Here is a 25,987-nt window from a genome sequence, read left to right as displayed (position 1 = left end):
CCTTTACCCCACCAACTAGCTAATCCGACGCAGGCTCATCCAATAGCGCAAGGTCCGAAGATCCCCTGCTTTCCCCCTTAGGGCGTATGCGGTATTAATCCGGATTTCTCCGGGCTATCCCCCACTATCGGGCAGATTCCTACGTGTTACGCACCCGTCCGCCGCTCGTCAGCAGATAGCAAGCTATCTCTGTTACCGCTCGACTTGCATGTGTTAGGCCTGCCGCCAGCGTTCAATCTGAGCCATGATCAAACTCTTCAGTTTAAATCGTTTTGTCACTTCACTCCGAAGAGCGAGCAACGACTCAATTTTGCAATTAAACGCACATGAATTAACAGATATGTTCGCTTGCTCAATTAAGCATCTTAAGTAGTTCAAGACCGAAGCCTTGTTAACCGATGCAATCGCACAAGCGCCCACACGAATTGTCTGATATCTTGTTAAAGAACTTGGTTAGAATCAGGAGATTCTCAACCCTGACCAGCCGTTGATGCCGATCAGCAAGGCCGCCTATCTTACCGTGGCGGCTTTCGTTGTCAAGCAGTCTTTTGCGTCAGAGCAAAGAAGCTTTTCAACTCACTGACGCTGGCCTCAGCCCCTGTCAGCGGATGCGCATCTTACCGCGCTGCGGCTCGTTGTCAACTGGTCATTTTTTGATAACCGCTTAACCAACCACACCTTCCATCAACCGACATCAAAAAAGCCGGTCAGCAATGAACGATGGGTTCCGCTGTCCTGACTGATGTCTTGGAAGTGGGGCGCATTATACGCACCCCAAGCGCTCTGGCAACCTGCGCAATATACCTAGCTCAAAAGCTTCTCTTGTTGAAAGCTCTTCACTCACGCCCCGCTGACACTTCAACACAAGCAGGTTGTCATAACTGACTCATGCTAATGTGAAGGTAAAAAGGGAAAGAATAAAAGGGGAGCACCGTGCCCGGGCAAACACAGTCCTCACTGACAACAAACGATCTCTACTGGCTCAACAAAGTCTGCGAAGCATACAATCGAGAAAACCCAGATTCCGACTCCCTAACTGCGAGAATTGATAGTGGCCGTGCGCTTTTCTACAAGAGAAAGGCGTTGAAAACCGTTTGTACCTGCTCGTTAATTCAAGGAAAGCTGGTCAAGGAGGCGCCAGAACGAAAAGGTATTGAGAAATTCAAGGTGAACAAGCTGGTCAGGCTGGACCAGCTAATGAGCAAACTGCCTGGTGTGGGGGACCATCTAGGAAGAGTCATCAACAAACAAAACCGGCGGTTCAACCGGGTTGCAGAGCTTATCGATATACACCGCCCAAAGCACTTCGATAATCCACATAACAGCGAAGCAGAGAATGAATGCCTTGGGCCAAAAGCTCCACTCATAGATGAATATGCTCAGGATAACTCCAACAACCGGCACACAGAAACGGACGAAAGCCCATCCCCTGAGCCACCGTCGACTAAAAAAAAGAAACGCAAAAGGAAGCACAACCAAAAGACCGTCGTTCAGCCTCCCCTTGAGCTCTCAGGTAATTTCAGGGATTACCAGGCTTACCTGGAGAGACAGCTTTCTGAGGAAACCCTGCAGGGTGATGACGCCCTCAGTGACCAAACCCTCCCCATAGACAGAGCAAATGAAAAAGATGAACCCGGTATTCAAGGTGGCAGGTTCAGAGGCATCAAACAGGGGCAGATCAACCGAAAAAGAATACCGCCCCCCAATCGGACTCACTTCCCAGACGACTTAATCCCCGATGCTCAAAGGCTCGACTATCCGCTGTTAGTGCCAGAAAAGTGTCCTTATGAAAAATACCATTCACCAAAACCCCTTTTTAAGGCCTATAAAAAGCTGTCGTTGAATCTGGACGACGCAACGCTGATAAAGTTCATAAAGCGATACCCTGCAGACAGTGAAGCTTATTTCCATGCCTGTAAAAGAAATGACGTTCATATCTCTGACCTGTCTGAAATCATCAAACAGCTGCTGGCAATCACAGACCAACCACCCAGAAATACTCCCCGGTTAAAGCTGACCGGGGATCCAATGATCGATGCATTCAGGAAAGCCTGTCGCTCAGGAAGCCTCCACGAGGAATGTAAATATGTGTCCATTGCTCATGAAGATACCCGGCTTCCAGCACAGCTGCTAGGGGTTAGCGGCGAAGGTGTGATGGCCAGGGTCTGTAATATTGATGGAAGCTTTGCGATCCGCTTTCTCAAAGGCTCGGCATTAAAACATATCAGGGTCAGCCCCGGAGCCAGGTCCCACTTTGCCCCATTGAATAAGTACTCATTTCACAGCCACAAACTGAATAACTATCAAGCCCGATCCGGCGAACTGGTCACCATCGACTATGGTTCTCCCACCCTGCAAAAGTGGATGGCATCAGTAACCCGTCTGATCCATCAGAGAACCGGGGTTCGTCCAGGACAAAACCCAACTCTCTCGCTTCAGGCCAGGGAAGCCATCATTCAGTGCTGGCTTACAGATGTTGTTCCCTTAGTAGAGGATAAAAGCCTTCCTTATGGCCTCAGCACCTATAAGTATGGGGAACAAAGAAACAGGATGATTCATGATCGCCATGGTTGTGCTGATATTGGAATCATTATTGATAGCCAGACTGCGGTTTGCAGGGAACTCAGTATTTTTCTCTCAATCTTGCTGGCCGAGTATGGCATCGCTTCCAGTGTGGTTACTGGCAACATGAAAAACAGTGCCCATGCCTGGGTCCAGCTTTATGATCAGCATGGACACGTCTCCGGCATACTGGACTCAAACAATACAAGAAAGCTGCACGTTCCACCCGATAGCTACCCCGGGTTCCCCCTGTATATAACCGATCTGGTCAAACCTTCCCATTGACTCTTGTCCTGGGGCAGAATCCCTGAATATTCTGCCCCAGGGCATTTTCTAGGGGCCCAGCTTCCAGTAGAGTTTCCCAGACGGCCGTCGTGGCTGGCAGAAACAACTCTGAACAGAGTCAGCAGGGTGTACGACTGTGAAGCGTTTTGTATTACTGGCTATCCCATTTCTGACGATCCTTTTACTGCTGGCCGGTTGCAGCAGCCAGGAGTCTTTTCGCATTCAAAGCCTGGCCAAGTCAGAAATTGACACAGTCGCCGATACTCACCTGCAAACTGCAGAAAGCCTGATGGAGGAGTTGACTCGTAAGCTGTACGCCCGAAACCCAAGAGAGCTGGCAAAAACCCCTGGAGTGAAACTGGAAGACAGAATAACCACCCTGTTTGGTATCAATCGTTACCTTCAACAATTCAACGAGCTCGGGGGAAAACGAAGCATAGATGCCATGCTGCTGGCACTGAACGACGACTATCAGGGAGACCGGGTATTTGCCCTGATGGCAGGGCTGAGCACCATGATCAGGGCCAGCTATGAAAACAAGGAAGAGTTCTTTATGACGGATCAGCTTCATGAGCAAAAACTGTACAACAGCGCCCGTAACATTGAGATACTGGCCTGGCGCCTGCAAAGCCGACGAAATACCAGGAGTGAACCGCTGCTACTGACCAATGCTACAGGAAGGACTGTTAATCTCAGCTTTGAGCGGCTCTACGGAAAGTTAATTGCCAATCAGGATATGATGGCCAACCTCATGTCCCAGAAGAACCAACGAGCCATCCGGAAGACCGTTCAAACCATTGGCCGCATTGCTTTCTTACCGATTTAGCCAGGAATGACTGCGAACCACCGGCAGTCTCAAAGTCAACAGAACCGCCAGCACGGCCCCATATATCATTGGCTCGGTATAATCGCTCTTCACCAACCAGAGAAAATGAACAACCACCAATACAGCTGCCGGGTAAACCAGCTGATGCAACCGGCTCCAGCTTTTCCCCATTCGTTTCATCATTGCCCGGGTTGAGGTGACTCCCAGGGCAATCAGGATGGAAGCCGCCATGGCACCAACAATAATGTAGGAGCGCTTATACAGATCTTCAACAAGAGTATCCCACTGCCAGCCGAGCATAAAGGCAAGATAAGAAAGGATATGCAAGGCTGCATAAAACAGGCAGAACAATCCCATCATGCGCCGAAAACGGATCAACCTGCTGATGCCGGTTAATTGCCGAAGCGGTGTTAATGCCAGGGTGATCAACAAAAAACGCAGGGCCCAGATACCCAGTTCATGAGTAACCGCCATTCCCGGATCAGGCCCCAGAGTATTGCCAGAGGCAGCAACCACCAGTAGCGCCAGTGGCACCAGGCAGGCCGGAAAAACAAAACACTTAACTTGAGCTACCCTATCCATTTGCACCACCTATTAACCCGACAGGCTGCTAGTAATAACGGGACAAATCCATGCCCCTGTATAGCCCTGCCACCTCTTCTTCATAGCCATTAAATAAACGGGTTTTGATCCGGTTCGGTGACAACAGACTGCTGGGCAGCCGTCTTTCATGCTTCTGGCTCCAGCGAGGGTGATCTACCCCAGGGTTCACATTGGCATAAAAACCATACTCCCCGGGAGCCGTGCTTTCCCAAGTGGTCTTCGGCTGTTGCTCCGTCAAACGGATCCTGACAATGGACTTGATGCTTTTGAAACCGTACTTCCAGGGAACCACCAATCGAAAGGGAGCCCCATTCTGATTGGGCAAAACCTTGCCATAGAGGCCTGTCGCCATCAGGGTAAGCGGGTTCATGGCTTCATCCATTCTCAACCCTTCCACATAAGGCCAGTCCAGCCCCCCGAAGGGAGACTTCTGCCCTGGCATCTGCTCTGGGTCAAGCAACGTTGTAAATTCCACAAACCGGGCTTTTGATGTGGGCTCAAACCGTTTGAGAATATCCGCCAGAGGAATACCAATCCATGGAATCACCATGGACCAGGCCTCCACACAACGCAGGCGATAAACCCGCTCTTCCATGGCGTGCGGCTTGAGAATGTCTTCCAGAGTGTAAGTTCCTGGCCTGCCCACTTCTCCGTCGATCTTTACTGACCAGGGATCGGTTTTCAGGGAGCCGGCATGTTTAACCGGGTCACCTTTGCCAGTGCCAAACTCATAAAAATTATTGTAGGTAGTGACATCCTGCCAGGGCGTCTGGCTTTCTGATGTGGAAAAGCCTCCGTTTCTGGAATTGGCGACCTGTGTAGCCAACCAGCCCGGAACCTTTGAAGCCTCTGGTATTGCCAGCCCCTTTCCTGACACTCCAACCGCTGCTTCAGCTGAACGGTCTTCAGTACAACCCACCATAGCCATTCCAAGACCCGCCAGGGCAATACGACCAGATTGTCGTATGAATGCCCTTCTACCCTGATAGACCCCTTCGGGGGTTATCTCACTGGGCGAAATGTCCGAGGGTTTATTTATTTTCAGAAGCATAACCGTCCTTCCTGGAGCACTCTTCACACCTATTATGACGGCTATCAGGCTACGAGGGTATTTTTATTGTTGGTAATAAATTTCTTGCTTTTAAAAACAAAGAAGCCAGCAGCTGCTGGCTTCTTTGCTGTCTTTTCAACGTCACTCTGTGTTACTTAATCCGAAGCTTTCTCTTTGCTGTCAGGCCCCATACGCAACATCGCCATTATCGGCCCCGAGCAGGCATAAGCCAGGAAAATCAGCATCAACACCCGGGGAGGATCTGAAAATACCACCGCAAAGGTCAACACAATGACCAGCACAAAAATAAAGTGTACCCGGCCTTTCAGATCAATCTTTTTAAAACTGTGGTAACGGATATTGCTCACCATTAGCACACCGGACAGTCCCGTAATCAAGGCTCCCAGCAACGCGACCACAATAGAGTCGCCGTTTATACCAAAATCACTTAATGCCCAAACCATACCCACTACCAGTGCAGCCGCCGCAGGGCTGGCCAGGCCAGTAAAGTAACGGCTGTCAGTGACTTCAATCTGGGCATTAAAACGAGCCAGGCGGAGTGCTCCACAGGCCGCATAAATAAACGCCACCATCCAACCAAACTTGCCTAAATCGTGGAGCGCCCAGCTGAAAGCCACCATGGCGGGCGCCACCCCGAAGGTAACCATATCGGCCAGGCTGTCATACTGCTCGCCGAACTTGCTCATGGTATTGGTCATCCGGGCCACCCGCCCGTCCAGGCCATCCAGGATCATGGCCACAAATACGGCGATACAGGCCTGGGAGAAATGACCGGCCTGGGCAGCAATAATGGCGTAAAAGCCACAGAACAGGTTGCCGGTGGTGAACAGGTTGGGAAGGAGGTAGATGCCTTTGCGGCGAATGGTCTCACCACCCTCAATAATCTCTTCTTCGTGCTCGTCTACAGGAAAAAAGCCGTCGACGGCATCGTGATTACTCTCCGGCTTTTCCGCTTTCTCAGTCATTGACACATCTGCTCTTGGTTACAGAACTAGCAGGTGACTCTATCACGAAATCGGGATATCAGGGATAAGGTAGATCAATAGGCCCGATCAGTACTGAACTATTTTGGCCGCATCGCTTTATGACGGCGTAAAATACACTCATTACTGTCCAGACTATACCTTTAGCCATAACAGCGGGTTTATGGTACAAAGCTCAAAAATAGATAACCTGAACTTACACAATAAAAGAACCATAAAAGGTGAATACCATGCGCTACTTCCTGGCAATCATTCTTCCTCCATTGGCCGTGCTCCTCTGTGGCAAACCTTTTCAGGTCGTTCTCAACATCATTCTGACGCTGCTGGGGTGGATACCCGGAGTGATTCACGCGCTTTTTGTTGTCAACACCCATCTTGCGGACAAACGCAACAAAGCGCTGATTGAAGCCATTGAAAACAAAGACTGAAATCATGAGTACTCCAATCGTTGAACCGTTCAGCCTGCCCCTGGTGAACAAAAAACAGCATACCGCTTTTCTGGTCACGGTGATGGTGGCCATGTCGTTGCTCCTGTCCGGATGCCAGAGCACCTATTACAGTGCCATGGAAAAGGTTGGCATCCACAAGCGCGATATTATGGTGGATCGAATCGAAGACACCCAGATCGCTCAGGAACAGGCTCAGGAGCAGTTCAAAACCGCCCTGGAACAATTCCAGAGCGTCATCAACTTTGATGGCGGTGATCTGGAATCAGCCTATAACGACCTCAATGGCGAATACGAAGACAGCCTCTCTGCAGCGGAAAAAGTCAGGGATCGCATTGCCAGTGTGGAAAGCGTTTCAGAAGCGCTGTTTGAAGAGTGGGAAGAGGAACTGCAGCTCTACAAAAGTGCAAGTCTCAAACGTGCCAGCGCCCAAAAGCTCAGAAATACCCGGGTTCGCTATCAGAAAATGATGGCCAGCCTTAAGAAGTCCGAGCAGAGAATGCAACCGGTTCTGGATGCCTTCCAGGACCAGGTGCTTTATTTGAAACACAATCTCAATGCCAGGGCGATCAATGCCCTGAAAGGGGAGTTCAAGAGCATCAAGGCCGACATAGATCAGCTGGTGAAAGAGATGCAACAGTCCATTGACCAGTCAAGGCAGTTTATTCAAGCCCTCAGGGCTGAATAACCGGTGAGTCATCTGGCTGTCTCTCTTTTCGAACGGACAGCCAGATGCCGGTAAAAATGCAACCGGCAGCCAGCAGATGGTACCCCTCAAGAGGCTCATCCAGTAAGGGAATGGCAAACAGCGCCGCAAAAACCGGCATCAATAGGTTGAACATAGCCGCATGGCTGGCCCCCAGTACTTTTACACCATGGTTCCATGCCAGATAAGCCAGCAGTGAAGGAAACAACACCACATAAGTCAGCAAACCCAGGTTATGAGCATTCATTGCAAAGCCGCCTTTCTCAGCCAGCTCCCAAAGATAAAAGGGGAGCAACATCAGCACGCCCAGCCCTACCAGCACTGTCAGTAGAACCACTCCCGAGAAAGGCAGATTAAACCGGCGTAACAACACGGTGTAGAGTGCCCAGCCCAGGGTGGCCAGAAGCATTACCGAATCACCGCTACCAAACTTCAAATCCACCAGGCTTTCAATACTGCCATGACTGAATAACAGCAACATGCCAGGAATCGCAATCAAACCACCCAGCACCTGCCCGAACACAGGCCAGACACGGAGTATTGGTATACTCAGCAGCATGGCCATAACCGGCAGTGTCGTCTGAATCAGACCGATATTGACGGCCTGAGTCGTTTGCGCAGAAATATAAAGCAACGAGTTAAACGAAGTGATACTGAGCAGGGCCAGAGGCAGCAACTGCCTCACACTGCACCAAAGCTGTTGCCTTTTATCCCAGACATTGCTTCCAGCAACAACCAGCAATATTACAAACACACAGGTCCAACGCCAGAACGCCAGGGACACTGGTGGAATATCTCCCACACTGAGGCGGCCGGCAACACTGTTTCCTCCCCAGCATACAGTGGCCATTATGAGGCCAAGAATGGCCAGCCCCTTGCGACGATCACTCACTGAGCCACACCTGATTTTTGCCATATAACTGACTTTTCTTTGCCCATGATTATAAACAGGATTGCTGACAACCTATTCAATTAGCCCACACTGTCTTATGAAGAACAATAGAGTATAGTGCCACAGGTATAGCAGCAACCACTGAGATAGTGCTTGTAACATAGAAGGCGACTTGAAAAGATGTCCATTGCAACTGTGATATGATAATATCGTCTAATTCCATAACAGGCGTATATCGCCGGCTTGCAATATACCGCTGACTCTCGGCAGACAAAATAAAATTTAAAAACTCCCAGCAAATCTCACTTTGATTAGTGCTGGTCAAAATAGCAAGCTGCTGTTCAATAGGGTCATAATAGTCATCTGGCACACTAGTAATATTAGTGTTTGTAACATTGTTATGATCAACTTTCATTTCTTCAGTGTGAGACAAAATCAATGACCCAGGAAGAATCCCAATCAATGCAGTGCCACCATTAATAACGTTCAACACATCGTACACATCATCCCCTTCATGAATTAGAGAAAATTTTTTCATTGCATGGTAAACATGCATTTTTTTTAACACTTCAACAGACCTATTTCCGTAGGTCGTACTTGTTGAGTTAGCTATAGACAGTGCCGGAAGCTCTTGCTGAAGAAACTTCAACATTGAATGAATTGAATTAGGCTCCTGATTAACTGGAAGATCTGTATGAGGTGAAATCCAGAACACAAGCCTCCCGAACGCATAGGTTTTTCGTGAATCCTTAAAAAGCATGCCTTCTTCTTGAAGCCGATTCAAGACAGCAATGTCAGGAGAAAACAAAAGATCAAAATTACTGCCAGGAATCATAACCTGATCGAAAAGTTCTGATGAAGCACCCACAACAAGATTGAATTCAACTCCAGGCTCTCTCCTCATAAACTGACTTGACAAATACTGTAGCGTGTCATTGAAGTCAGGCGTAACAGCTATTTTCAAAGTGCTCGCACTCACTGTTTCTTGAAAAAAGGCTTGAAAAAACAAGCCTATCAAAACAGAAATCACGGAATATTTTTTTATAAAAACACCAAGAAAAGAAAAGAAAACCATGAAAAGCAAACTAAAGCAAAAATAATATTCATTCATCATAACTAGCAACTCTCGTAAATTGAGAAAAGAGGAATATGAGACCAAAACAAAGCATTAATATTAGCCACTTTTCTTATTTCGCTTTCTCTAAGTAAATTTTCGTATTCAGAACGCGAGTACATTTCTAGCCTGCATCAAAAAAATCAAAGCATACATCATGACACTGGTTAGTTTCTTTAAAGCTTCATCAATGCACACCAATAGAAATGCCGGAATGATCAATAATGGCATTAAAACAAAATTCTCTTAACCCTCGAAGATAACAGGCGTCACTCGTCAACTATCACCTCTTACGTTAGCTACCGTATTTTCCCAACAGAAAAAGTTCGCCCCCTTAAGAAAAGCAAAATGCGTTTTTATGCTACTTTGCCTGCAAAGAGCGCAGTAGAAAAAAGAGGGGGATGATTGCGATTCAATATAGCAAAAATATATAACATGAAAATTTGAAAATATATAGAATAAACGACTATTATTTCCCTTGCTTACAGCATATCTATCGATACGAAAAAATACCTCCTTACAAGAAGATTGTATTCATGATGAATGTTACTATACCTCTAAAAACGGAAAATTTGTGGCATTGATAACTCAGAAAACAAAGATCACTGAAAAAGTGAAAAGCAATATTAATTCAGCTTTTGTTTTTTTATTAAAGTACTCAATAAACTACACAGGTGTATAACTTGATGCACTTTACTCTATTTAAAATAGCCATGGAAAGAAAAAGGGATACAGCATCACAAGCGAAGACTAAAATAAAGACCAAACCGATAAAGCGAGCTTGTTTCGTCGCATTAACAATGGCCATGTTCACAGCTGTAACCAAAGGGCATTTATTTGATGAAGACTTTCACCCATTAAATGGCGATTACGCTGAAGCAATGAGTGAGTTAGAGAGGTCTCAATGGGTGATTGAAGTTTTTAATTCAGAATTTCAACCTGCCGGAATAAAAATAGAGAGTCTTCGTCCATCATCCGATAGCAAAAAGAGCATTCCACCTATTCCAGTTGTTATAAACAGCGCCCTGAAATCAGGTAGAAATCATGAAAGCTACATCGAGTTCACACCAAGCGCCCTAACTTGGGCAATCCATTTATGCACTGAACAAAGAATCAACAATTTGACTTTGCAGGAAATGTCAAAATTAGGACAACCAAAATCTGGCATAGAAAGAATATCTGGGATGCAGTATCACTTCACAACGTTTGAACCCGCTCCCTACAAAAGTGGAAAAATAGTCATTTATGACCCCGTTTTAGAAAAATGTTCGTATTTCAAGGTGGGTGATAAAACTTACACATTCTCAAACGCAGCTAGCAACAAACCAAAAGTCACCGTCATTGACCCATCAATAAAAGTAAAGCTCAGGGTGTCAAGCCCTTCATTTCATCCATCCATAATCCCCCCTCAAGATACAAGCTCAGATTCCTTTCCATCGGGAGATACCGACCCATGGACAGATTATAACGATCATCACAAACCATTCCCTTACCACTTTCCCAATGAGAAGTACCAGGCAATCAACCTCGCTATGAACTGGATACTTCAATTACACCCTCCGGCCATAGTCCACGAGATAATGAGCTCAGTAAGCACTTATCTCGCACAAACACTTTTTCCTCAGGCAGCCGAGGATGAGCTTAACCAATTACGGGAAGATCTTCAGTATACTGCTCACTTTGCACCCACTATTTCATTCAACCAAGACGGTAGCCCAGTAATAATTCTTATCAGATGGAACAGTGATGGAACCATCAAAAAAGAAAAGGTTCCTGCACATTTTTTTATATATGATAAAGAACAAGAAAACCATGCTGTGCCTATTGATACTTTTAAAAGGTTAGTCAGGCTTCTTTCCACCTCCCCCCCCCCTGAAGATACTCCACCTGAAGTATTAGAACTACTTCTACAGATATTAACAGATTCAGTCTATGTAAAAGCAGATGTTGAAACAAAAGAAGAGTCCGTTCTTCTTACCTTTAATCATCTCAAAAAGTACATCCTCAACTTTGATAAAAAAACGAAAGCACATGAGGGTCAAGTCAACTCCGAATCACAATGTGGAAGTGCTGGTAATGAAGCAACTACCCCCCCCCCACAAAGTATCGAAGAATCTCCAGTTCAATTAAGTAGATCATCTACAGCCAGCTACACCTCGAATTTAGAACGTTTATTAACTGGACGACAAAATATTTCCATTCTAGGAGATGGGCAATGTTTTTTCAGAGCAATTGCTCATTACCGACACCAGCAAAAACACACATCGAAAGTGACAAGAACTGATGTACAGATGATCAGGCAGCAAATTGTAGATAGACTTAAGGAAATCGTAACCAATGGTGACTTCAGGGAGGATAGCCATCGCATTATTGAACAGACCGGTGAAGATCAGGCCAGGACACTGCTTCGTCGTTTCAGCAGCAATATTTCCTGGGGAGAAATGGCTTTAATTCCAGTGGCATCAGAACTATTTCAATTGAACATAGTATTTGTAGTACCTGACCATCTAGGAAATATTCAAGGAAGCATAGCTACTATTGAAGGCTCAACCCGACCATTAGAAGTTGAGGATCTCAATCAAAATATTTTCATCTATCATAATGGGGATGACCATTGGGGTATATCATTTCCATTGACTACCCCAGAGCCAGAAACAAACACTAACAGCCAAGGAGCCAGCCTAGCCTACAGTAAAACTTCAGAACATCAAACCTCAGCCATTTCAACAACGAGCCAGGATCATCAAGAAACAATTATAAATATACAGGATTCTACTGGTGATGATACTCCTCCTCCGCCAGTAGAAAGTGGTTCTCGAGTTGATGATGCACTCCTTCAAAAAAAACAGGAGACAGATTACGGACCTATTGCGAGCTTCGAAGTTCGCCTTACGACTGAAGTTGATGAAATTATTCAACTTCTTGAACACTCTCCTGCCATTCCACCAGAAGCAACAAAAGGATTTATTAAACAGTTAAACCAGTATATTGGTGAATTAAATTTTATTATTAACAACATTCATCTATTCCGGGAAGTAAACCGAACTGCTGAGCTTTTCCAGGAAGTATTACCAAATCAAGTTAGGGTTTTAGAATCTGCAAAACACACCATCAAGAATCTAACAGGACCAGTCACATCTATAAATACTGAATATTTAGATGCTATTTTCATGCTTATTGAACTTCAAAATAGTCTGAGGTCCTACAACATACCTTTGAAATTAATTGAGCAGCTAATCACATTTATAGGAATCCCCAGGCCTGGCTATGCGGCCAGAGAAAACAGAAATTTAATAATTAATTTTATAAAAATCCTACATAGAATTAAGCCTACACCAGGAATGGTTCTTGATTCATATCTAAAGACAACCAAAAGCCAGAGAACATCACCATCCTCGTTCAAAGAGATAATTAGTGCAATAAGTGATGAACATGCTGAAGAGCTAATCCGTGAAGAATTCGAGTTTCATCATGAAACTGTAGAGTTGGTAGACTCTCGATTTAAAGAAGCCGACTCCATGGTTACCGAACCTCTGAAATCTTTTCAACGGCGTTTTGTTGACATGAGTACAGATAATCCTGATAACAGCAAAGATCTCTTTGAGCATTGGTTGATACACAACTTTGTATCAGACGCTTTTATTGCATCACTTCACGACTCGCCATTGAAGTCAACTATAAAAGGTATTGGGGGAAACAATGGTCGCCGATACCTATCGTTAGCTGGGCTCTCTTTAAAAGAAATAAAAAAAACAGCCACGGCACAACTGACTGAAAAACTGAAGAAGTTTTCTCCCCAAGAATACGCCGACAGAGAAAAAGCCAAGGAAAAAGCCAAATCAATTTCAAGAAGAATTCCTATCCAGCATTGGAATAACGAATACCGAAAGCTACTTCTAACCGATCCAAGACCACATTGCCCTCTGTGTTTAGTGAAAGGCCTTACGGATATCATCCTGACTCATGAGACTACTGTTTTCTTCATAGGTTTAAAAAAATACACTCATGCAAGTGTTCATAATTCATTAGATGATTTTGAGCAAAAAATCTTATCAACAATGTTATTATCTACAGACGACAAGGCATTCTCAAAGAGTACAAGCAAATTTATTTCTGATATGATGTTTTTTAACTATAGAATGGAGGTGCTGGTTGCAAACTATGATCAGAGTTTACTAAAACTTTCACCCCACGGCTCAGATATCTATTTTAAATTTTTATCTCTAACCGAAGGAATGACACAATTTTTTAAAGATGAGCTAGGTGATCCCTCCCGCTCAACCTGGATGCAAAGGCCAAGATTACACCATCTAGAACAATCTGTTACAGAGATGGAAGAGTCATTCTCTCGAAATTTACATACCCTGATGACTCAGGAAAGCCAGGCAACCGCAGCCCATATGATGCAGCAACTCGACCACTTACGCTCCTTGAAATCAATACCTGAAACTCATATTGCTCTGTTCAAACTACTACGTCATTACTCAAGCGTCAGGGGAAAAGAACCACCTAAATTTCAGTCTTTAAAAACGCAACTGGTAAGAGAACATAAGCCCGTTATGTGGATTGCAGGAAAAATGGATAGGCTTATAAGGAGAGCGCAAAATAAATTATCATGGGAAAATCAGCCTGCGAACTGGATTGAGGAAAGTATTCTTCTCAGAGAAAAGGAAGATAACCCACTTTATTCATTAGAAATTTTTAATCGATCAACCAGGCGCCCTATTCCAAGCTTTATCCATGATACCAGTGCACGTCATAACCAATACGGTGTATTAAAAGAGCCAATACCAGGTCATGATACAGCGTTTGAGGAGGGCAATACTAACACCCTTTGGAACTCTATCCGGTATACTATGCTAAAGAACCTCCGTTTTACTATCCAACACAACAGTTCTGAGCAACTAAGAAACAAACTTGGTTCCAGATATAATAACGTCATTACTCTCATCAACAACCAAATCGGTCATGTATTAAGCCATATTGACACGCCCATAGATACTACCGAGGTAGAGCCAGAGTTATTTATTTTTGTACAAGAGCTATGCCGAGTCATAACTTCCACAGAAGAAGACTTGGAACAATCTGATTCTGACAGTAGTGAACCTAATTCTGATCAATCAACTCAGCTATGCCATCAACTTATGGATAGCCTGAAAGCTCAGTCTCAACAAGTCAAAGAAAATATGGAATCTATACGTACTGACAGTGCTTCAATTCCAGACAAACCAGCGGCAATTAAAATAGACCTTCCAGAGGAAATGCTTGAACTCCTGGAGTTAGTCAATTTGGGTATTTTACATAGCTTACTTCGTCAGGAGGTTATGTTTCAGATAAGAAGCATTATGCCCAGTGTTTCTCAAATATCGAATGCATTGGCCCTTATTGAGTTTACACAAGGTGCCAGCCTTCATCTTCGAAGTAAAAGCACAGTCTCAGCTATTGAAAAACAACAGTTAAGCGTAACCTATAACTTGGCACAAAGAATCTACTCTGAGTGGATGTATAGAATTGAAGTCTCCTATGCCGAGCGACTAGGAGAAATGCAGCGTGAAGGAAAGCCTATCGAACCTGATTTCACGGATGCTTTGAACCGGCTTCGCAAATCTGATACCGAAGTACTTTCATACATAACTGAACGAATTAAAGAAGCGATAACGACTAAACTTGCTGAAGTCCAACAAACCAGGATGGCGACCGGTCAAGAAACCGACTCTAAATTGGGTCTATCGCTAATCACGGAGTCAATGGATAGGGTGATACAAGATCTAAAATCAGAAAAACAAACACCTGAAGAAATGACACAAAAAATACATATGAGTCCCCCCCCTTCTCAAGATTCATCCGCCTCTGAATCTCTTTTATCAATTAAAGACACCCATTCCCTTCAGGAGAAACTGGAAACAGTTACATTATTAAGGGAGTACTTCGCATTGGTCTCAAGAGTTCATCATGGTGAAACCTTATCCACAAAAGAAATTCGTGAATTCTGGCTGGTTAGAGCCGGCCGATTTGCAGAAGACCACGGTGGTGTATCCTATGTTATGTGGTTTACATCTCATATGGTAATGACAATATCTCGTTACTTGGCTGAATTGCATGGAGTATCCACTGCTGAATACCCAAGTGGGGGGACGCTACCCATAGGATCTACCTATTTCCCATGGGTTCCAGACCTTGGTATTGACTGGCTTTCAGCCGCCATGTCAACTTGGGCACAAACTGTCTCCTTGTTAACAATTGCCCCCCTGTTTTCAGACAACAGTCAAACCAACGAAATGCTCAAATCCTGTAAAGGAATCCCCTGGGCATTATCAGGTCCTTCATCTGAATTTATGTGCGATGCAGTTCGACATTACCTGGTCTTGTCCGCAGAAATGTCCCTAGATTCAAAAAGTAGCCCAGAGAAGGTTTATTATCACTATGCGTCTTCATGGGACCGATTCAACGATTTTCTTTCTGCTTTATCCTTAAAGTACCTTTCTCCTGAATATAATTTTGTTGGTGATAGTTGGTGGAAAAAAACGGCTGCCTTTCCATTGAGAGTTCTAAATTATGCAGCAAGGTGTTTTAAAAGAAGTGCCTCCATAAGGGGGGGGGTTGCCAACAACGAACAATATCATATGTGTGAAAATGATAAGCGCTTAATTGACTCCTTTTCCAGAATGGGTCCACAGAATTTTATTAAAGGATATAATAATGTGGTCACCAAAAGCGCATTGCAACAGGGAACAGCCCTTATTATGACACCATGGGATATACTGAATGCTCAAAATGAATTCACCTCTATTCACGAAAACCTGAGATCCAGATTAGACGTTAAAAGCCGCCATGAAGCACTATGGAATTTTTATCACGGCTCAGAGCTATCCCCATTTGACAGTCAACGCCTGGCTGATATGTACGGTACTAATGCTATACCCGTTCTAATAAATACTGAAGGTTCAGTCTTCAGCCAGCATGACCTGGATATTTTTGAAACATTCCAAAATCGCTCATGTCGTTTTTATGGCTTGGGGGCAGCTCTTCAGCTACTTGGTCTATATGCAGCCAGTTATGACCTGGCCTCATTTTTCGTAGCCCCTATGGAAGGTGCCGCCGAAATGTTTGTCAACGGGTTTTGCTCGTTGGCAGAAAAACATGTCAGACAGTACCCCGGCATGGGCAAAACAGCGTCATCCTGCTACTCGGCAGCCGTTGCATTTTTAAGAAAATCCAACGCCTGGCGTCGAATTCTTACTGTATTTGGAGCAAAAGGGGTCTTTTCTCTTGGATCAGCCCTTATTACCCACTCACATGAACTTTCAAATGGAAAAATATCCATCAGTGATGCATTAAAAGCTGAAGGTATTGCCGCAATTGGAAAGGGAGTCTTATCCAGTCTGGCCAGATTTTTACAACAGTTTGATAGTTTTTTCTTATTATTCCTGGGTGAAGGTATTGACAGCCTCGACACACCCACGAAGGAAGTATTAACCGGTGAAGGTGTTCGAAAAGAGCCTAAAGTAACACCTGATCTGATCAGTGCTTCACGAACCGATGTGAAAAGAGTTGCTGCGCAAAGCCGCGGCAATCTTGAGAAATTTCAGACACTTCTTGAAGCTATCATCAATGAACGAAGCTCTGTTTCTTTCTATGTTTTAAAGTTGGCTCAGGAATTCAGAGAGCTTGCCAGTATAGATTGCCTTAAAGACACCTGCGAAGTAATGGAGCAAAAGATGCAGCCTAGGGCCAAAAATAAACAACATGAAAAAACCTCATTCTCCAAATTCAAGCAAAATTTAGATGAACATTTGGACAAAGTTCTACCAACAATGAAGGCAACAACATTTGTACTTGAAGTACCCACTGAAGAGCTTGCAGGTTATAACCATGTTAAACAAGTTCTTGATGATTTCATGGAACGTGCTCGCCTTGGAGAGCCCGCGATTCCCGCCATGGCAGAAGCTTATATTGCTATTAAAGATTCTCCGGTTCGTTTGCTCGATTTCTACATTCATGAATTATTAACACCTGACATAGCCCTAAGACTTCCAGAAACATTGGAGGCAGATGATAAATCCAATCTATTAACTGAAGAGCAATTTTCAGAGGCTGTTCGAGCCAGATACTTAAGAACCATAAAGCTGAATCAACTAAAACAAACAGTCCGGCAAGAGGCCATCCGGCGCCTGAACCCCCTGCCTGAGCCTATGCAAGTTGCACCTGCAAATTGATTGTACTGGTTATATTCAAGTTGTTACCAAAAAAAACTCCGTACAAGACGGAGTTTTTTGTATGGAGACCATTGCGATTAATTCTTGGCTTTATCCACCAGCTTGTTAGCAGCAATCCAAGGCATCATCTCCCGCAGCTGGGCACCTACTTTTTCAATAGGATGCGCTGCATTGTTGCGACGATAGGCGGTCATGGACGGATAGTTGTGAGCACCTTCAGAGATAAACTTCTTGGCGTATTCACCATTCTGGATATCCTTCAGTGCATCGCGCATGGCTTTACGGGACTCATCGTTAATAACCCTGGGGCCCGTAACGTACTCCCCATACTCCGCATTATTGGAGATGGAGTAGTTCATATTGGCGATGCCGCCTTCGTACATCAGGTCAACAATCAGCTTCAGCTCGTGCAGGCACTCAAAGTAGGCCATTTCAGGAGCGTAACCGGCTTCGGTCAGGGTTTCAAAACCCGCTTTTACCAGCTCAACGGCACCACCGCACAATACCGCCTGTTCACCAAACAGATCCGTTTCCGTCTCGTCTTTGAAGGTGGTTTCAATAATACCGGTACGGCCACCGCCCACTCCTGAGGCATAAGAGAGGGCCACTTTTTTGGCCTCGCCGGATGCGTCCTGATAAATAGCCACCAGATCGGGGATACCGCCACCTTTAACAAACTCGGAACGAACTGTGTGGCCCGGAGCCTTCGGAGCAATCATGATGACATCCAGATCGGCACGGGGCACTACCTGATTGTAATGAATGGCGAAACCATGAGCAAATGCCAGGGTGGCTCCCTGCTTCAGGTTTGGCTCAATGACTTCTTTGTAGAGTTGGGACTGAAATTCGTCCGGTGTCAGGATCATAACCAGGTCTGCCTGAGCAACGGCAGCAGGCACTTCGGCAACATTCAGGCCAGAAGCTTCAGCCTTCTCCCAGGAAGCAGACCCTTTTCTCAAGCCAACGGTCACATCGACCCCGGAATCCTTCAGGTTGTTCGCATGGGCATGGCCCTGGGAACCGTATCCAATGATAGAGACTTTCTTGCCACGGATGATAGAGAGGTCACAGTCTTTATCGTAATACACTTTCATCAGAAAACTCCTGAAAGATGGTTAAGGCCGCTCACCCATGCCTAAAAAGCAAACTGTTTTTCACGACCTTTTCAAGACCAATGGTTTAACCCTGTTACCAGGACTCACGGCGATTCGTGGTACACCATACCCCATAGGTGATCCTGCGTATAGTTGCAGTTAGTGATATATTTGCAATTCTGTTTTTTATATATTGCAATGCACCACAAAATAGCCAGCCCCTCCCCTGATAAAGGCTTTAACCATGGCAGTAGACCTCCGACCACTCAAACAGTTCCTGGCACTGGCCGAATCACTCCACTTCAGCCGTGCCAGTGACGCCTGCCATGTCAGCCCATCGACCCTGAGTCGAACCATCAAGCAACTTGAAGAGCAACTGGGAGTCTCGCTGTTTGAAAGGGACAACCGGAGTGTGACCCTGACTCCGGAGGGTGATAAATTCCGACACTATGCCCGGGGAGCCTTGCTGCAATGGGAAGTCATCCATAATGACCTGATGTCTGATGCCCGGGAACTGCGTGGTTCTCTCAGCATGTATTGCTCGGTCACCGCCAGCTACAGTTTTCTCTATGACATCCTGAACCAATTCCGTCCCCGTTACCCGTTGATCTCCATCAAACTCCATACGGGGGACCCGGAACTGGCTATCCATCGGGTGCTTGCAGAGCAGGATGACGTGGCTATCGCCGCACGGCCCGACAACCTGCCCACCGGTTTGGCGTTTAAACAGGTTGCCCTATCCCCGCTGGTGTTTATTGCTCCGGTTCACTCACCACAGCCTGGCTCGCCCTTAACCGCCCCGTTGTCTGCAGAACAATGGTCCGACAGCCCGGTGATCATGCCAGAGCAGGGAGTCGCCCGAAGAAGGCTGGATCAATGGTTTCGGGAAATGGGCAAGAAGCCCAACATTTACGCTCAAGTGGCCGGCAACGAAGCCATTGTCAGCATGGTCAGCCTGGGCTTTGGTGTCGGCGTGGTTCCAGAGATTGTCCTGAACAACAGCCCTCTATCAGACCGCGTTCGTATATTGGCCATAACTCCAGACCTTAAACCATACGACGTTGGTTTTTGCGTGCTCGAAAAAAAACTTAAAAACCCTTTGGTCCGGGCCTTCTGGTCACAGTTACCAGAACTAAATTAACTACCTCTGTCTTTTTTTATAGCTCCCCGGGATAAGTGGCCTTTTTTGACATAGATTTATCATCAGAGCAGACTTTATCCTTCATCGAAAAATCAAAAATAAAGGGATGTAACCGTGGAAAAAAGATACAGGGTTTGTTCTCAGCGATTTATTATGCTCAGCCTATTGCTGTCTCTGGGACTGGTCATCAGCCCTTACGGCCGAGCGGTGACCGGCAGTGATATTTCTCTGCTTGACCTGATGATCGACAGTTATGAGATGAAGATGATTTCCTGGTCCGAAAAGTACGCCTACTCTGAAGAAGGACCCGGTATTGATGTCCGCCCCAGAGAATTGAATATGCAACAGAGCCAGTTGCATCTGGACGACTACGACGGTCTACTGGAGCAGTCCATTAATGAAATGACCCAGTCTCTCAAAACATTCTCTTTGGACTGGCAGAAAACCAATGCGCCAGGACATACACAGGCCGAAGGTGTTGAAAGCTCACAGCAGGCATTCACCCGGTTTATTCAAGATGTCATGAGCCCCTCAGAACAGGTAACTACCCGGGCCTATCAGATCAATACCCTTCTTCAGCTGGCCTCCATTTATGTCTTTATGGCTTCCGAAGCCTACACCAGCCTGCCTATTATGGAGATGTACAACTTCCAGGGGCAGATTCAGTCCCTGGATAAATCTCTGGCGAACTCACCGGTCAAAGACCCAACCCTTCTGCCCAAATGGCGGTTCCTGAAAGCGGCCATGCAAAAAGAGGATTTTATGGCACCCTATCTGGTCAAGCGTCACGCTTTGTCCATGGCGTTGATTCTTCAACGGTCACTGGATACTCCTATATAACCAGCTTTTTAACCTGGCCGGCTGCTAATCTCAGCGAGATTGTCAGCCAGGCTGACCTCTCTGTTAGTGAACTTCCCCCTTTATTCAACTAGCTTTCTTTTCCTGAACTCACTGATATCTGCCTGGGAAGGAAGCCTTACCATGCCATTTTCACTATGCGCTGTTTCGCTGCAATCCCCTGCGCAGTCTTATGAGTATCAGCCTACATCCCCCGATAACAGTCCCACTGATACAAAAACGCTGACCAATATATCCCTCTCAGAAACCAGGATTCAAAGTGAACTTGATTCACTCGACGCTGCAGAGCCGGCTGTTAACCCCAAAACCCTTTTTAAGCGTTCAATCAGTGAAGCAATGTTCAAGTGTGAACTTAAACCCACCGGAGTCGGACTCTGTTTAAAGCGCGTGAAAGAGCCCAGGGAGTTCGCTCCCCCTGGCTCTCCAGACAGCGCAGTACCTTCTTCTGATGATTCTGAATGCCCAAAAGCCCCTGAGTTAGATTCAGAAGGGTATTGTTCACTGGATGAAAGTGAACCGGATATTCATACCAATCAATCAATGAACGAGACAGATGAGTTCAACTTCTCATGCTCTTCCCAACCAGATAGAAAGAGCTCAATAGCTCTCAACCCCCAGGAGGGCCTTTCACCACCAATACTGCCCGAAATACCGGCTTTATATAGGCAAGTATCTACAAGCTCTGACTGCCCGGAAAACAGTATAAATCATAAGATTGACGAACCCCCTCTTCTAGTACCAGAGGTCCCTCCCCTGCGCCACCCCACTATGAAACTCAAAACAACGTATCCAAAATCAGAGGAAGAAATGCTGGTTGTTGGGGACGGTCTCACGGTAAAGAACAGCCCAGGAAAAGGGAATGGTGTCTATGCTGACGTTTTTATTCGTAAAAAGGAATTTCCAACCTGGGTTGACGGAAAAACAGAACTGCTGACACCCAAAGAAAGACAAGAGCACCTGAAAGACTTGGAAGCGTCAAGCCATACCATTGCCTTTGATCAGTTTAAAGTAATGAAAGGTTACAAAGATCCCGTTTTCGCAAAAAATTTCCGAAGAGGCGCCGGCAGTTTTATCAACCACAGTTCCAAGCGCTTCAATGTCGAGTATGTTGTCCGTGATGATATCAAAGCTCCCTGGATTTATATCAGAGCTGTCAGAAATATCGAACCTGGTGAAGAGCTTCTGGTCAATTACGGGAATGGCTACTGGAAGTTGCGCCAGATAAAACCCTATGAAGAAGATGAAAAACAACCCTTCAAGGCGTCTCCTGCGAACAAGATATCCAACCGGGAAAAACGGAAGCGCCCATCTCTGGACGCTCCACCCGCTATTACCAGGAAAGCACCTTTTCTCCCCGGGAAATCCCGGTAACGCCACTGCGCACCACTTCAAGCACCTGGGCCTGGCCGATGGCCTCAATAAAGGCATCCAGTTTATCCCCTGTGCCTGTCAGCTGGATGGTGTAGACCGAGCTGGTGACATCCACGATCTGTCCCCGAAAAATATCCGCAGTCCGCTTCACCTCAGCCCGGAGGGGACCGCTGGACCTGACCTTGATCAGCATCATTTCCCGCTCAATGTGGCACCCTTCCGACAGATCCACCAGCTTGACCACATCCACCAACTTGTTGAGCTGTTTGGTGATCTGCTCAATCACCTGGGGATTACCCGCTGTGGTCAGCGTCAGGCGAGACAAAGTGTTGTCTTCCGTGGGGGCTACATTCAGGGTTTCAATGTTGTAGTTCCGCTGTGAGAACAGCCCGACAATCCGGGAGAGGGCGCCGGGTTCGTTTTCAACCAGTACAGAGATAATCCGCCTCATCAGGTCCTCTCCGTTTTGCTGAGCCACATATCGGACATGTTGCCATCCTTGATCTGCATCGGATACACATGCTCGCTGGAGTCTACCTGAATATCCATAAAGACCAGCCGGTCTTTCATGGCAAAGGCTTCTTCCATGGCCGAATGCAGTTTAGCAGGATCGGTCACTTTCATTCCCACATGACCATAGGATTCTGCCAGTTTCACAAAGTCAGGCAGGGACTCCATGTAGGAGTGGGAATAACGGCTGTCGTACTGCATGTCCTGCCACTGTTTCACCATGCCCAGGGCCTGGTTGTTCAGGTTGATGATTTTGACATTCAGATCGTATTGCAGGCAGGTCGACAGCTCCTGGATATTCATCTGGATACTGCCTTCACCAGTGACACAGGCAACGTTACTGTCAGGGAATGACAGTTTGATTCCCATGGCAGCAGGCAACCCAAAGCCCATGGTGCCGAGCCCTCCGGAGTTGATCCAGCGGTTAGGCTTGTCAAAGGGGTAGTACTGGGCTGCAAACATCTGATGCTGACCCACATCAGACGTGACGTAAGTGTCTTCATCCCGGGTGACATCGTAAAGAGTCTGAATCACCTGCTGGGGTTTCAGAATCGTGCCGTCACCCTCATCATACGGGAACAGCCCACCCCGACCTTCACGCCATTCATCAATGAGTCGCCACCAGCTTTCCAGGGCATCCGCCTCAATGCGGGTATCGGTTTCCTCAATCTGGCGAAGCATGGTATCCAGCACCGCATCCACCGGCCCTACGATAGGCACATCAGCCTGGACGGTTTTGGAAATGCTGGCCGGGTCAATGTCGATATGAACGATTTTTGCGTCCGGACAGAATTTCCGGGTGTTATTGGTGACCCGGTCATCAAAGCGCACACCAATCGCCAGAATCAGGTCGGCATTATGCATTGCCTGGTTGGCACAGTAGCTTCCGTGCATCCCCAGCATGCCCACAAACTGCCGGTCAGAACCCGGATAAGCACCCAGCCCCATCAGCGTGTTGGTCACCGGTACCTTCAGCTTTTGAGCCAGAGCCGTCAGCTGAGCGGAGGCCTTACCGAGAATAACGCCGCCCCCGGCATAAATAATGGGCTTTCGGGCTCCCTTCAGAAGTTCGACCGCTTTGCGAATCTGGCCATTATGCCCTTTAGTGGGGGGGTTGTAAGAACGGATCCTGACCTTTTCCGGATATTGATAATCAAACTTCTGACCCGGATCCGTGATGTCTTTAGGGATATCCACCACCACAGGACCGGGGCGGCCGGTCTGTGCCAGATGGAAGGCTTTTTTAATCACTGCGGGAATATCTTCCGCCCGCTTGACCAGGAAACTGTGTTTTACGATAGGCCGGGAAATGCCCACCATATCCACTTCCTGAAACATATCGCTGCCAATATAGGCAGAAGGCACCTGACCGGAAATCACCACCATGGGAATCGAATCCATGTAAGCCGTGGCGATACCGGTAACGGTGTTGGTTGCCCCCGGTCCGGAAGTGACCAGTGCCACACCGGGCTTTCCGGTTGCTCTCGCATAGCCATCGGCCATATGCGTAGCAGCCTGCTCATGGCGTACCAGAATGTGGGTGACCGCTTTCTGCCGGAAAATGGCATCATAAACGTGCAGGAGGGCACCACCAGGGTACCCATATATATACTCAACTCCTTCATCAGCCAGTGATCGGACCACCATGTCCGCGCCGGATAATTGCTCCACTTGCTTACCCTCGGCCTTACTCTTTATATGGAATGGTTTTTTAACCTGAAAATACCCGGGTGAATACCGTGATTCATCGAGTATCAAAACGGGCAGCAGATGACGTAGCACCAGCCACCAACAAGTGCAGCTCCAGGCTGCCTGAGACTCACAGTCCTGGCTTGCAGAACTGCTACATTCCTGTGCGGGTAGGAGCAGTACACCAACAAACCATCTCAGCACAAGATCGGCCAGTCAGTGCACTAAGGAATGCTATCACCCTAATTCACAGGTAAGTGTTTCAGGTTGTCGCATAATTCCCAATGCGGCTTCTTGGGCAGCTTCAGGAGATGCCATTCTTTACTTTCAGACGCCATCAGTCAATACAAATACGGCCAACAATTCGGCTAATACGCATTTTCCTCAAAAAAGGACAATACTTAAGTGGTAAACAGTGAGGGAAAGTCATCTGCCAAGGATGGGGTCATGAAAAAAACACTGATGTTACTGCTTGCTCTGATGCCCTTGAGCCTGACTCTGGCGGCAGAAGATATCTATACATGGACGGATGAACGTGGCGTCGTTCACTTTTCGGCCAAGCCACCCAAAGGCAACCCAAATGCCGAAATTATGGCAAAACCGGACCTCCATGACCTGGCGGGTGCCAATAAAGTGACAGAAAACCAGGGTGACGAGGAAGGGATGGAAGAGGAAAACAATGAGGCTCAAAGTTTAGATCCCGAAGTCAAAACTCCGGAAGAAATTGCTTACTGTAAAGCCCTTGCCAACAACATCAAAACCCTTCAGAGCAGTCCGAGAGTGAGAGTTAAACGGCCCGATGGCGAATATGAAATTCTTGGCAAGGATGAGCGCCAGGGAGAAATTGAGCGAATCCAGAAGTTACAAAAAGAGTTTTGCTCATGAGGCCGCTCTTCAGCTCATAAGGTGGTCAAACTTCTCAACCAGCTCCAGCAGCTTTATCGATTCAAGTTTCTCAACCCTTAGAGCCTCTTCCGCATAGGGTTTCATATTGGAACCTGTCGGCAACGGCCCTCCCTGATCAAGAATGGCCCTGACCCGGGGCACAAATACCCATTGAAGCCACTGACTGAAAGCCATGGTATCCATACAGAAAGGAGTGGTGCTGGCCATTGCTTCCACAGATGGGGGCATGGACATCCAGGCATTCAAACGACGAAGCTCCTGCTCTATTTCATTCAGGAGTTCTACAACTTCTCTCGACATGTTTACAGACACGCTCTAACTATCCAGTCCGTTCAATAAGCGACTGAGCTGTCGCTCAAGCCGGTCATCCGGTCCAAGACTCATAGCCCGCCCAGCCAACTGACGAGCCTGCTCCAGGAGCCCCTGCTGCTGCCTCAGTAGCGCCATCTGATAATAGACCTCAGGGGCGGTCGGATTGATTCGCATGGCCCTGGATAAACGGCTCTCAGCCTCATCCAGGCGACCTTCTGCACTGGCATTCCAGGCTTCATTTAACAACGTGCCCAGCGCATCTTCACGCTGCTCGTAGGGTGAGTGGGAATCCTGGACTTCACCCTGTTGCACAACGGGTGTTGAACACCCTGCCATCACTGCTGCTGCCAGCAACAGCGGCCCATAACGAACAGAAAACACCTTGGAATTACTCATTTGCC

At 46.7% G+C, this 25,987-nt stretch carries 19 protein-coding genes and 1 rRNA gene; 9 read left to right on the top strand and 11 right to left on the bottom strand.

Annotated features, from left to right (window positions below; all coding sequences use genetic code 11):
• Nucleotides 1-264 (bottom strand): 16S ribosomal RNA (locus ACNRUY_RS13295); the annotation flags it as partial.
• 669 nt (nucleotides 265-933) lie between these two features.
• Here ACNRUY_RS13295 and ACNRUY_RS13290 point away from each other — a divergent pair.
• Nucleotides 934-2,847, top strand: a complete 1,914-nt coding sequence (locus ACNRUY_RS13290; protein WP_488112128.1) for a hypothetical protein — start codon at nucleotides 934-936, stop codon at nucleotides 2,845-2,847.
• A gap of 136 nt (nucleotides 2,848-2,983) precedes the next feature.
• Complete coding sequence (locus ACNRUY_RS13285; RefSeq protein ID WP_488112127.1) at nucleotides 2,984-3,673, top strand: hypothetical protein; 690 nt, start codon at nucleotides 2,984-2,986, stop codon at nucleotides 3,671-3,673.
• Here ACNRUY_RS13285 and ACNRUY_RS13280 read toward each other — a convergent pair.
• From ACNRUY_RS13280 to pssA, 3 genes are all read right to left on the bottom strand, one after another.
• Nucleotides 3,662-4,255 (bottom strand): protein-methionine-sulfoxide reductase heme-binding subunit MsrQ, encoded by a 594-nt coding sequence (locus ACNRUY_RS13280; RefSeq protein WP_488112126.1) that lies wholly within the window; start codon nucleotides 4,253-4,255, stop codon nucleotides 3,662-3,664. The genes ACNRUY_RS13285 and ACNRUY_RS13280 overlap by 12 nt on opposite strands.
• A 28-nt stretch (nucleotides 4,256-4,283) precedes the next feature.
• Entirely contained in the window at nucleotides 4,284-5,327 is a 1,044-nt protein-coding gene (gene msrP / locus ACNRUY_RS13275) for a protein-methionine-sulfoxide reductase catalytic subunit MsrP (RefSeq protein ID WP_488112125.1), read from the bottom strand.
• A 155-nt stretch (nucleotides 5,328-5,482) separates the two neighbouring features.
• The gene (pssA, locus tag ACNRUY_RS13270) at nucleotides 5,483-6,313 is read right to left on the bottom strand and encodes a CDP-diacylglycerol--serine O-phosphatidyltransferase (protein WP_488112124.1); all 831 of its coding nucleotides are present in this window, start codon (nucleotides 6,311-6,313) and stop codon (nucleotides 5,483-5,485) included.
• A gap of 248 nt (nucleotides 6,314-6,561) precedes the next feature.
• Here pssA and ACNRUY_RS13265 point away from each other — a divergent pair, with 248 nt between their 5' ends.
• Both ACNRUY_RS13265 and ACNRUY_RS13260 read left to right on the top strand, forming a co-directional pair.
• Complete coding sequence (locus ACNRUY_RS13265; RefSeq protein WP_488112123.1) at nucleotides 6,562-6,759, top strand: YqaE/Pmp3 family membrane protein; 198 nt, start codon at nucleotides 6,562-6,564, stop codon at nucleotides 6,757-6,759.
• Nucleotides 6,760-6,763: 4 nt separating this feature from the next.
• Nucleotides 6,764-7,465 carry a DUF2959 domain-containing protein gene (locus ACNRUY_RS13260; RefSeq protein ID WP_488112122.1) on the top strand — a complete coding sequence of 234 codons (702 nt, stop codon included), beginning with the start codon at nucleotides 6,764-6,766 and terminating at the stop codon, nucleotides 7,463-7,465.
• On the opposite strand, the gene ACNRUY_RS13255 is transcribed toward ACNRUY_RS13260, so the two are convergent.
• Nucleotides 7,452-8,375: a DMT family transporter gene (locus tag ACNRUY_RS13255; RefSeq protein ID WP_488112121.1), complete on the bottom strand. Its 924-nt coding sequence runs from the start codon at nucleotides 8,373-8,375 to the stop codon at nucleotides 7,452-7,454. The genes ACNRUY_RS13260 and ACNRUY_RS13255 overlap by 14 nt on opposite strands.
• Nucleotides 8,376-8,451: 76 nt before the next feature.
• Entirely contained in the window at nucleotides 8,452-9,489 is a 1,038-nt protein-coding gene (gene modA, locus ACNRUY_RS13250; protein WP_488112120.1) for a molybdate ABC transporter substrate-binding protein, read from the bottom strand.
• Nucleotides 9,490-10,172: 683 nt separating this feature from the next.
• Here modA and ACNRUY_RS13245 point away from each other — a divergent pair.
• Nucleotides 10,173-17,705, top strand: coding sequence for a hypothetical protein (locus ACNRUY_RS13245; protein ID WP_488112119.1), 7,533 nt, complete (start codon nucleotides 10,173-10,175; stop codon nucleotides 17,703-17,705).
• Nucleotides 17,706-17,782: 77 nt separating this feature from the next.
• On the opposite strand, the gene ilvC is transcribed toward ACNRUY_RS13245, so the two are convergent.
• Nucleotides 17,783-18,799 carry a ketol-acid reductoisomerase gene (gene ilvC, locus ACNRUY_RS13240; RefSeq protein WP_488112118.1) on the bottom strand — a complete coding sequence of 339 codons (1,017 nt, stop codon included), beginning with the start codon at nucleotides 18,797-18,799 and terminating at the stop codon, nucleotides 17,783-17,785.
• A 244-nt stretch (nucleotides 18,800-19,043) separates the two neighbouring features.
• On the opposite strand from ilvC, the gene ilvY reads away from it, so the two are divergent.
• The 3 genes from ilvY (at nucleotide 19,044) to ACNRUY_RS13225 (ending at nucleotide 22,169) form a co-directional block, all read left to right on the top strand.
• Entirely contained in the window at nucleotides 19,044-19,940 is an 897-nt protein-coding gene (ilvY, locus tag ACNRUY_RS13235) for an HTH-type transcriptional activator IlvY (RefSeq protein ID WP_488112117.1), read from the top strand.
• A gap of 153 nt (nucleotides 19,941-20,093) precedes the next feature.
• Nucleotides 20,094-20,780 carry a hypothetical protein gene (locus ACNRUY_RS13230; RefSeq protein WP_488112116.1) on the top strand — a complete coding sequence of 229 codons (687 nt, stop codon included), beginning with the start codon at nucleotides 20,094-20,096 and terminating at the stop codon, nucleotides 20,778-20,780.
• Between the two features lie 141 nt (nucleotides 20,781-20,921).
• On the top strand, nucleotides 20,922-22,169 hold the full coding sequence (locus ACNRUY_RS13225) for an SET domain-containing protein (RefSeq protein WP_488112115.1): 1,248 nt from the start codon (nucleotides 20,922-20,924) through the stop codon (nucleotides 22,167-22,169).
• On the opposite strand, the gene ilvN is transcribed toward ACNRUY_RS13225, so the two are convergent.
• A complete protein-coding gene (ilvN, locus tag ACNRUY_RS13220) occupies nucleotides 22,129-22,620 on the bottom strand; it encodes an acetolactate synthase small subunit (protein WP_488112114.1) in 492 nt (163 codons plus the stop codon). The genes ACNRUY_RS13225 and ilvN overlap by 41 nt on opposite strands.
• Nucleotides 22,620-24,350: an acetolactate synthase 3 large subunit gene (locus ACNRUY_RS13215; RefSeq protein ID WP_488112113.1), complete on the bottom strand. Its 1,731-nt coding sequence runs from the start codon at nucleotides 24,348-24,350 to the stop codon at nucleotides 22,620-22,622. Before ACNRUY_RS13215 ends, ilvN begins: the two co-directional genes overlap by 1 nt.
• Nucleotides 24,351-24,815: 465 nt before the next feature.
• On the opposite strand from ACNRUY_RS13215, the gene ACNRUY_RS13210 reads away from it, so the two are divergent.
• Nucleotides 24,816-25,253 carry a DUF4124 domain-containing protein gene (locus ACNRUY_RS13210; RefSeq protein ID WP_488112112.1) on the top strand — a complete coding sequence of 146 codons (438 nt, stop codon included), beginning with the start codon at nucleotides 24,816-24,818 and terminating at the stop codon, nucleotides 25,251-25,253.
• 9 nt (nucleotides 25,254-25,262) lie between these two features.
• Here ACNRUY_RS13210 and ACNRUY_RS13205 read toward each other — a convergent pair whose 3' ends face one another.
• On the bottom strand, nucleotides 25,263-25,574 hold the full coding sequence (locus ACNRUY_RS13205; protein ID WP_488112111.1) for a YqcC family protein: 312 nt from the start codon (nucleotides 25,572-25,574) through the stop codon (nucleotides 25,263-25,265).
• Nucleotides 25,575-25,589: 15 nt separating this feature from the next.
• Nucleotides 25,590-25,982: a tetratricopeptide repeat protein gene (locus ACNRUY_RS13200; RefSeq protein WP_488112110.1), complete on the bottom strand. Its 393-nt coding sequence runs from the start codon at nucleotides 25,980-25,982 to the stop codon at nucleotides 25,590-25,592.
• Nucleotides 25,983-25,987 lie beyond the last annotated feature (5 nt).

The sequence above is a fragment of the Endozoicomonas sp. Z74 genome, assembly GCF_057680865.1.
This window is presented reverse-complemented; position numbering and strand designations above follow the sequence as displayed.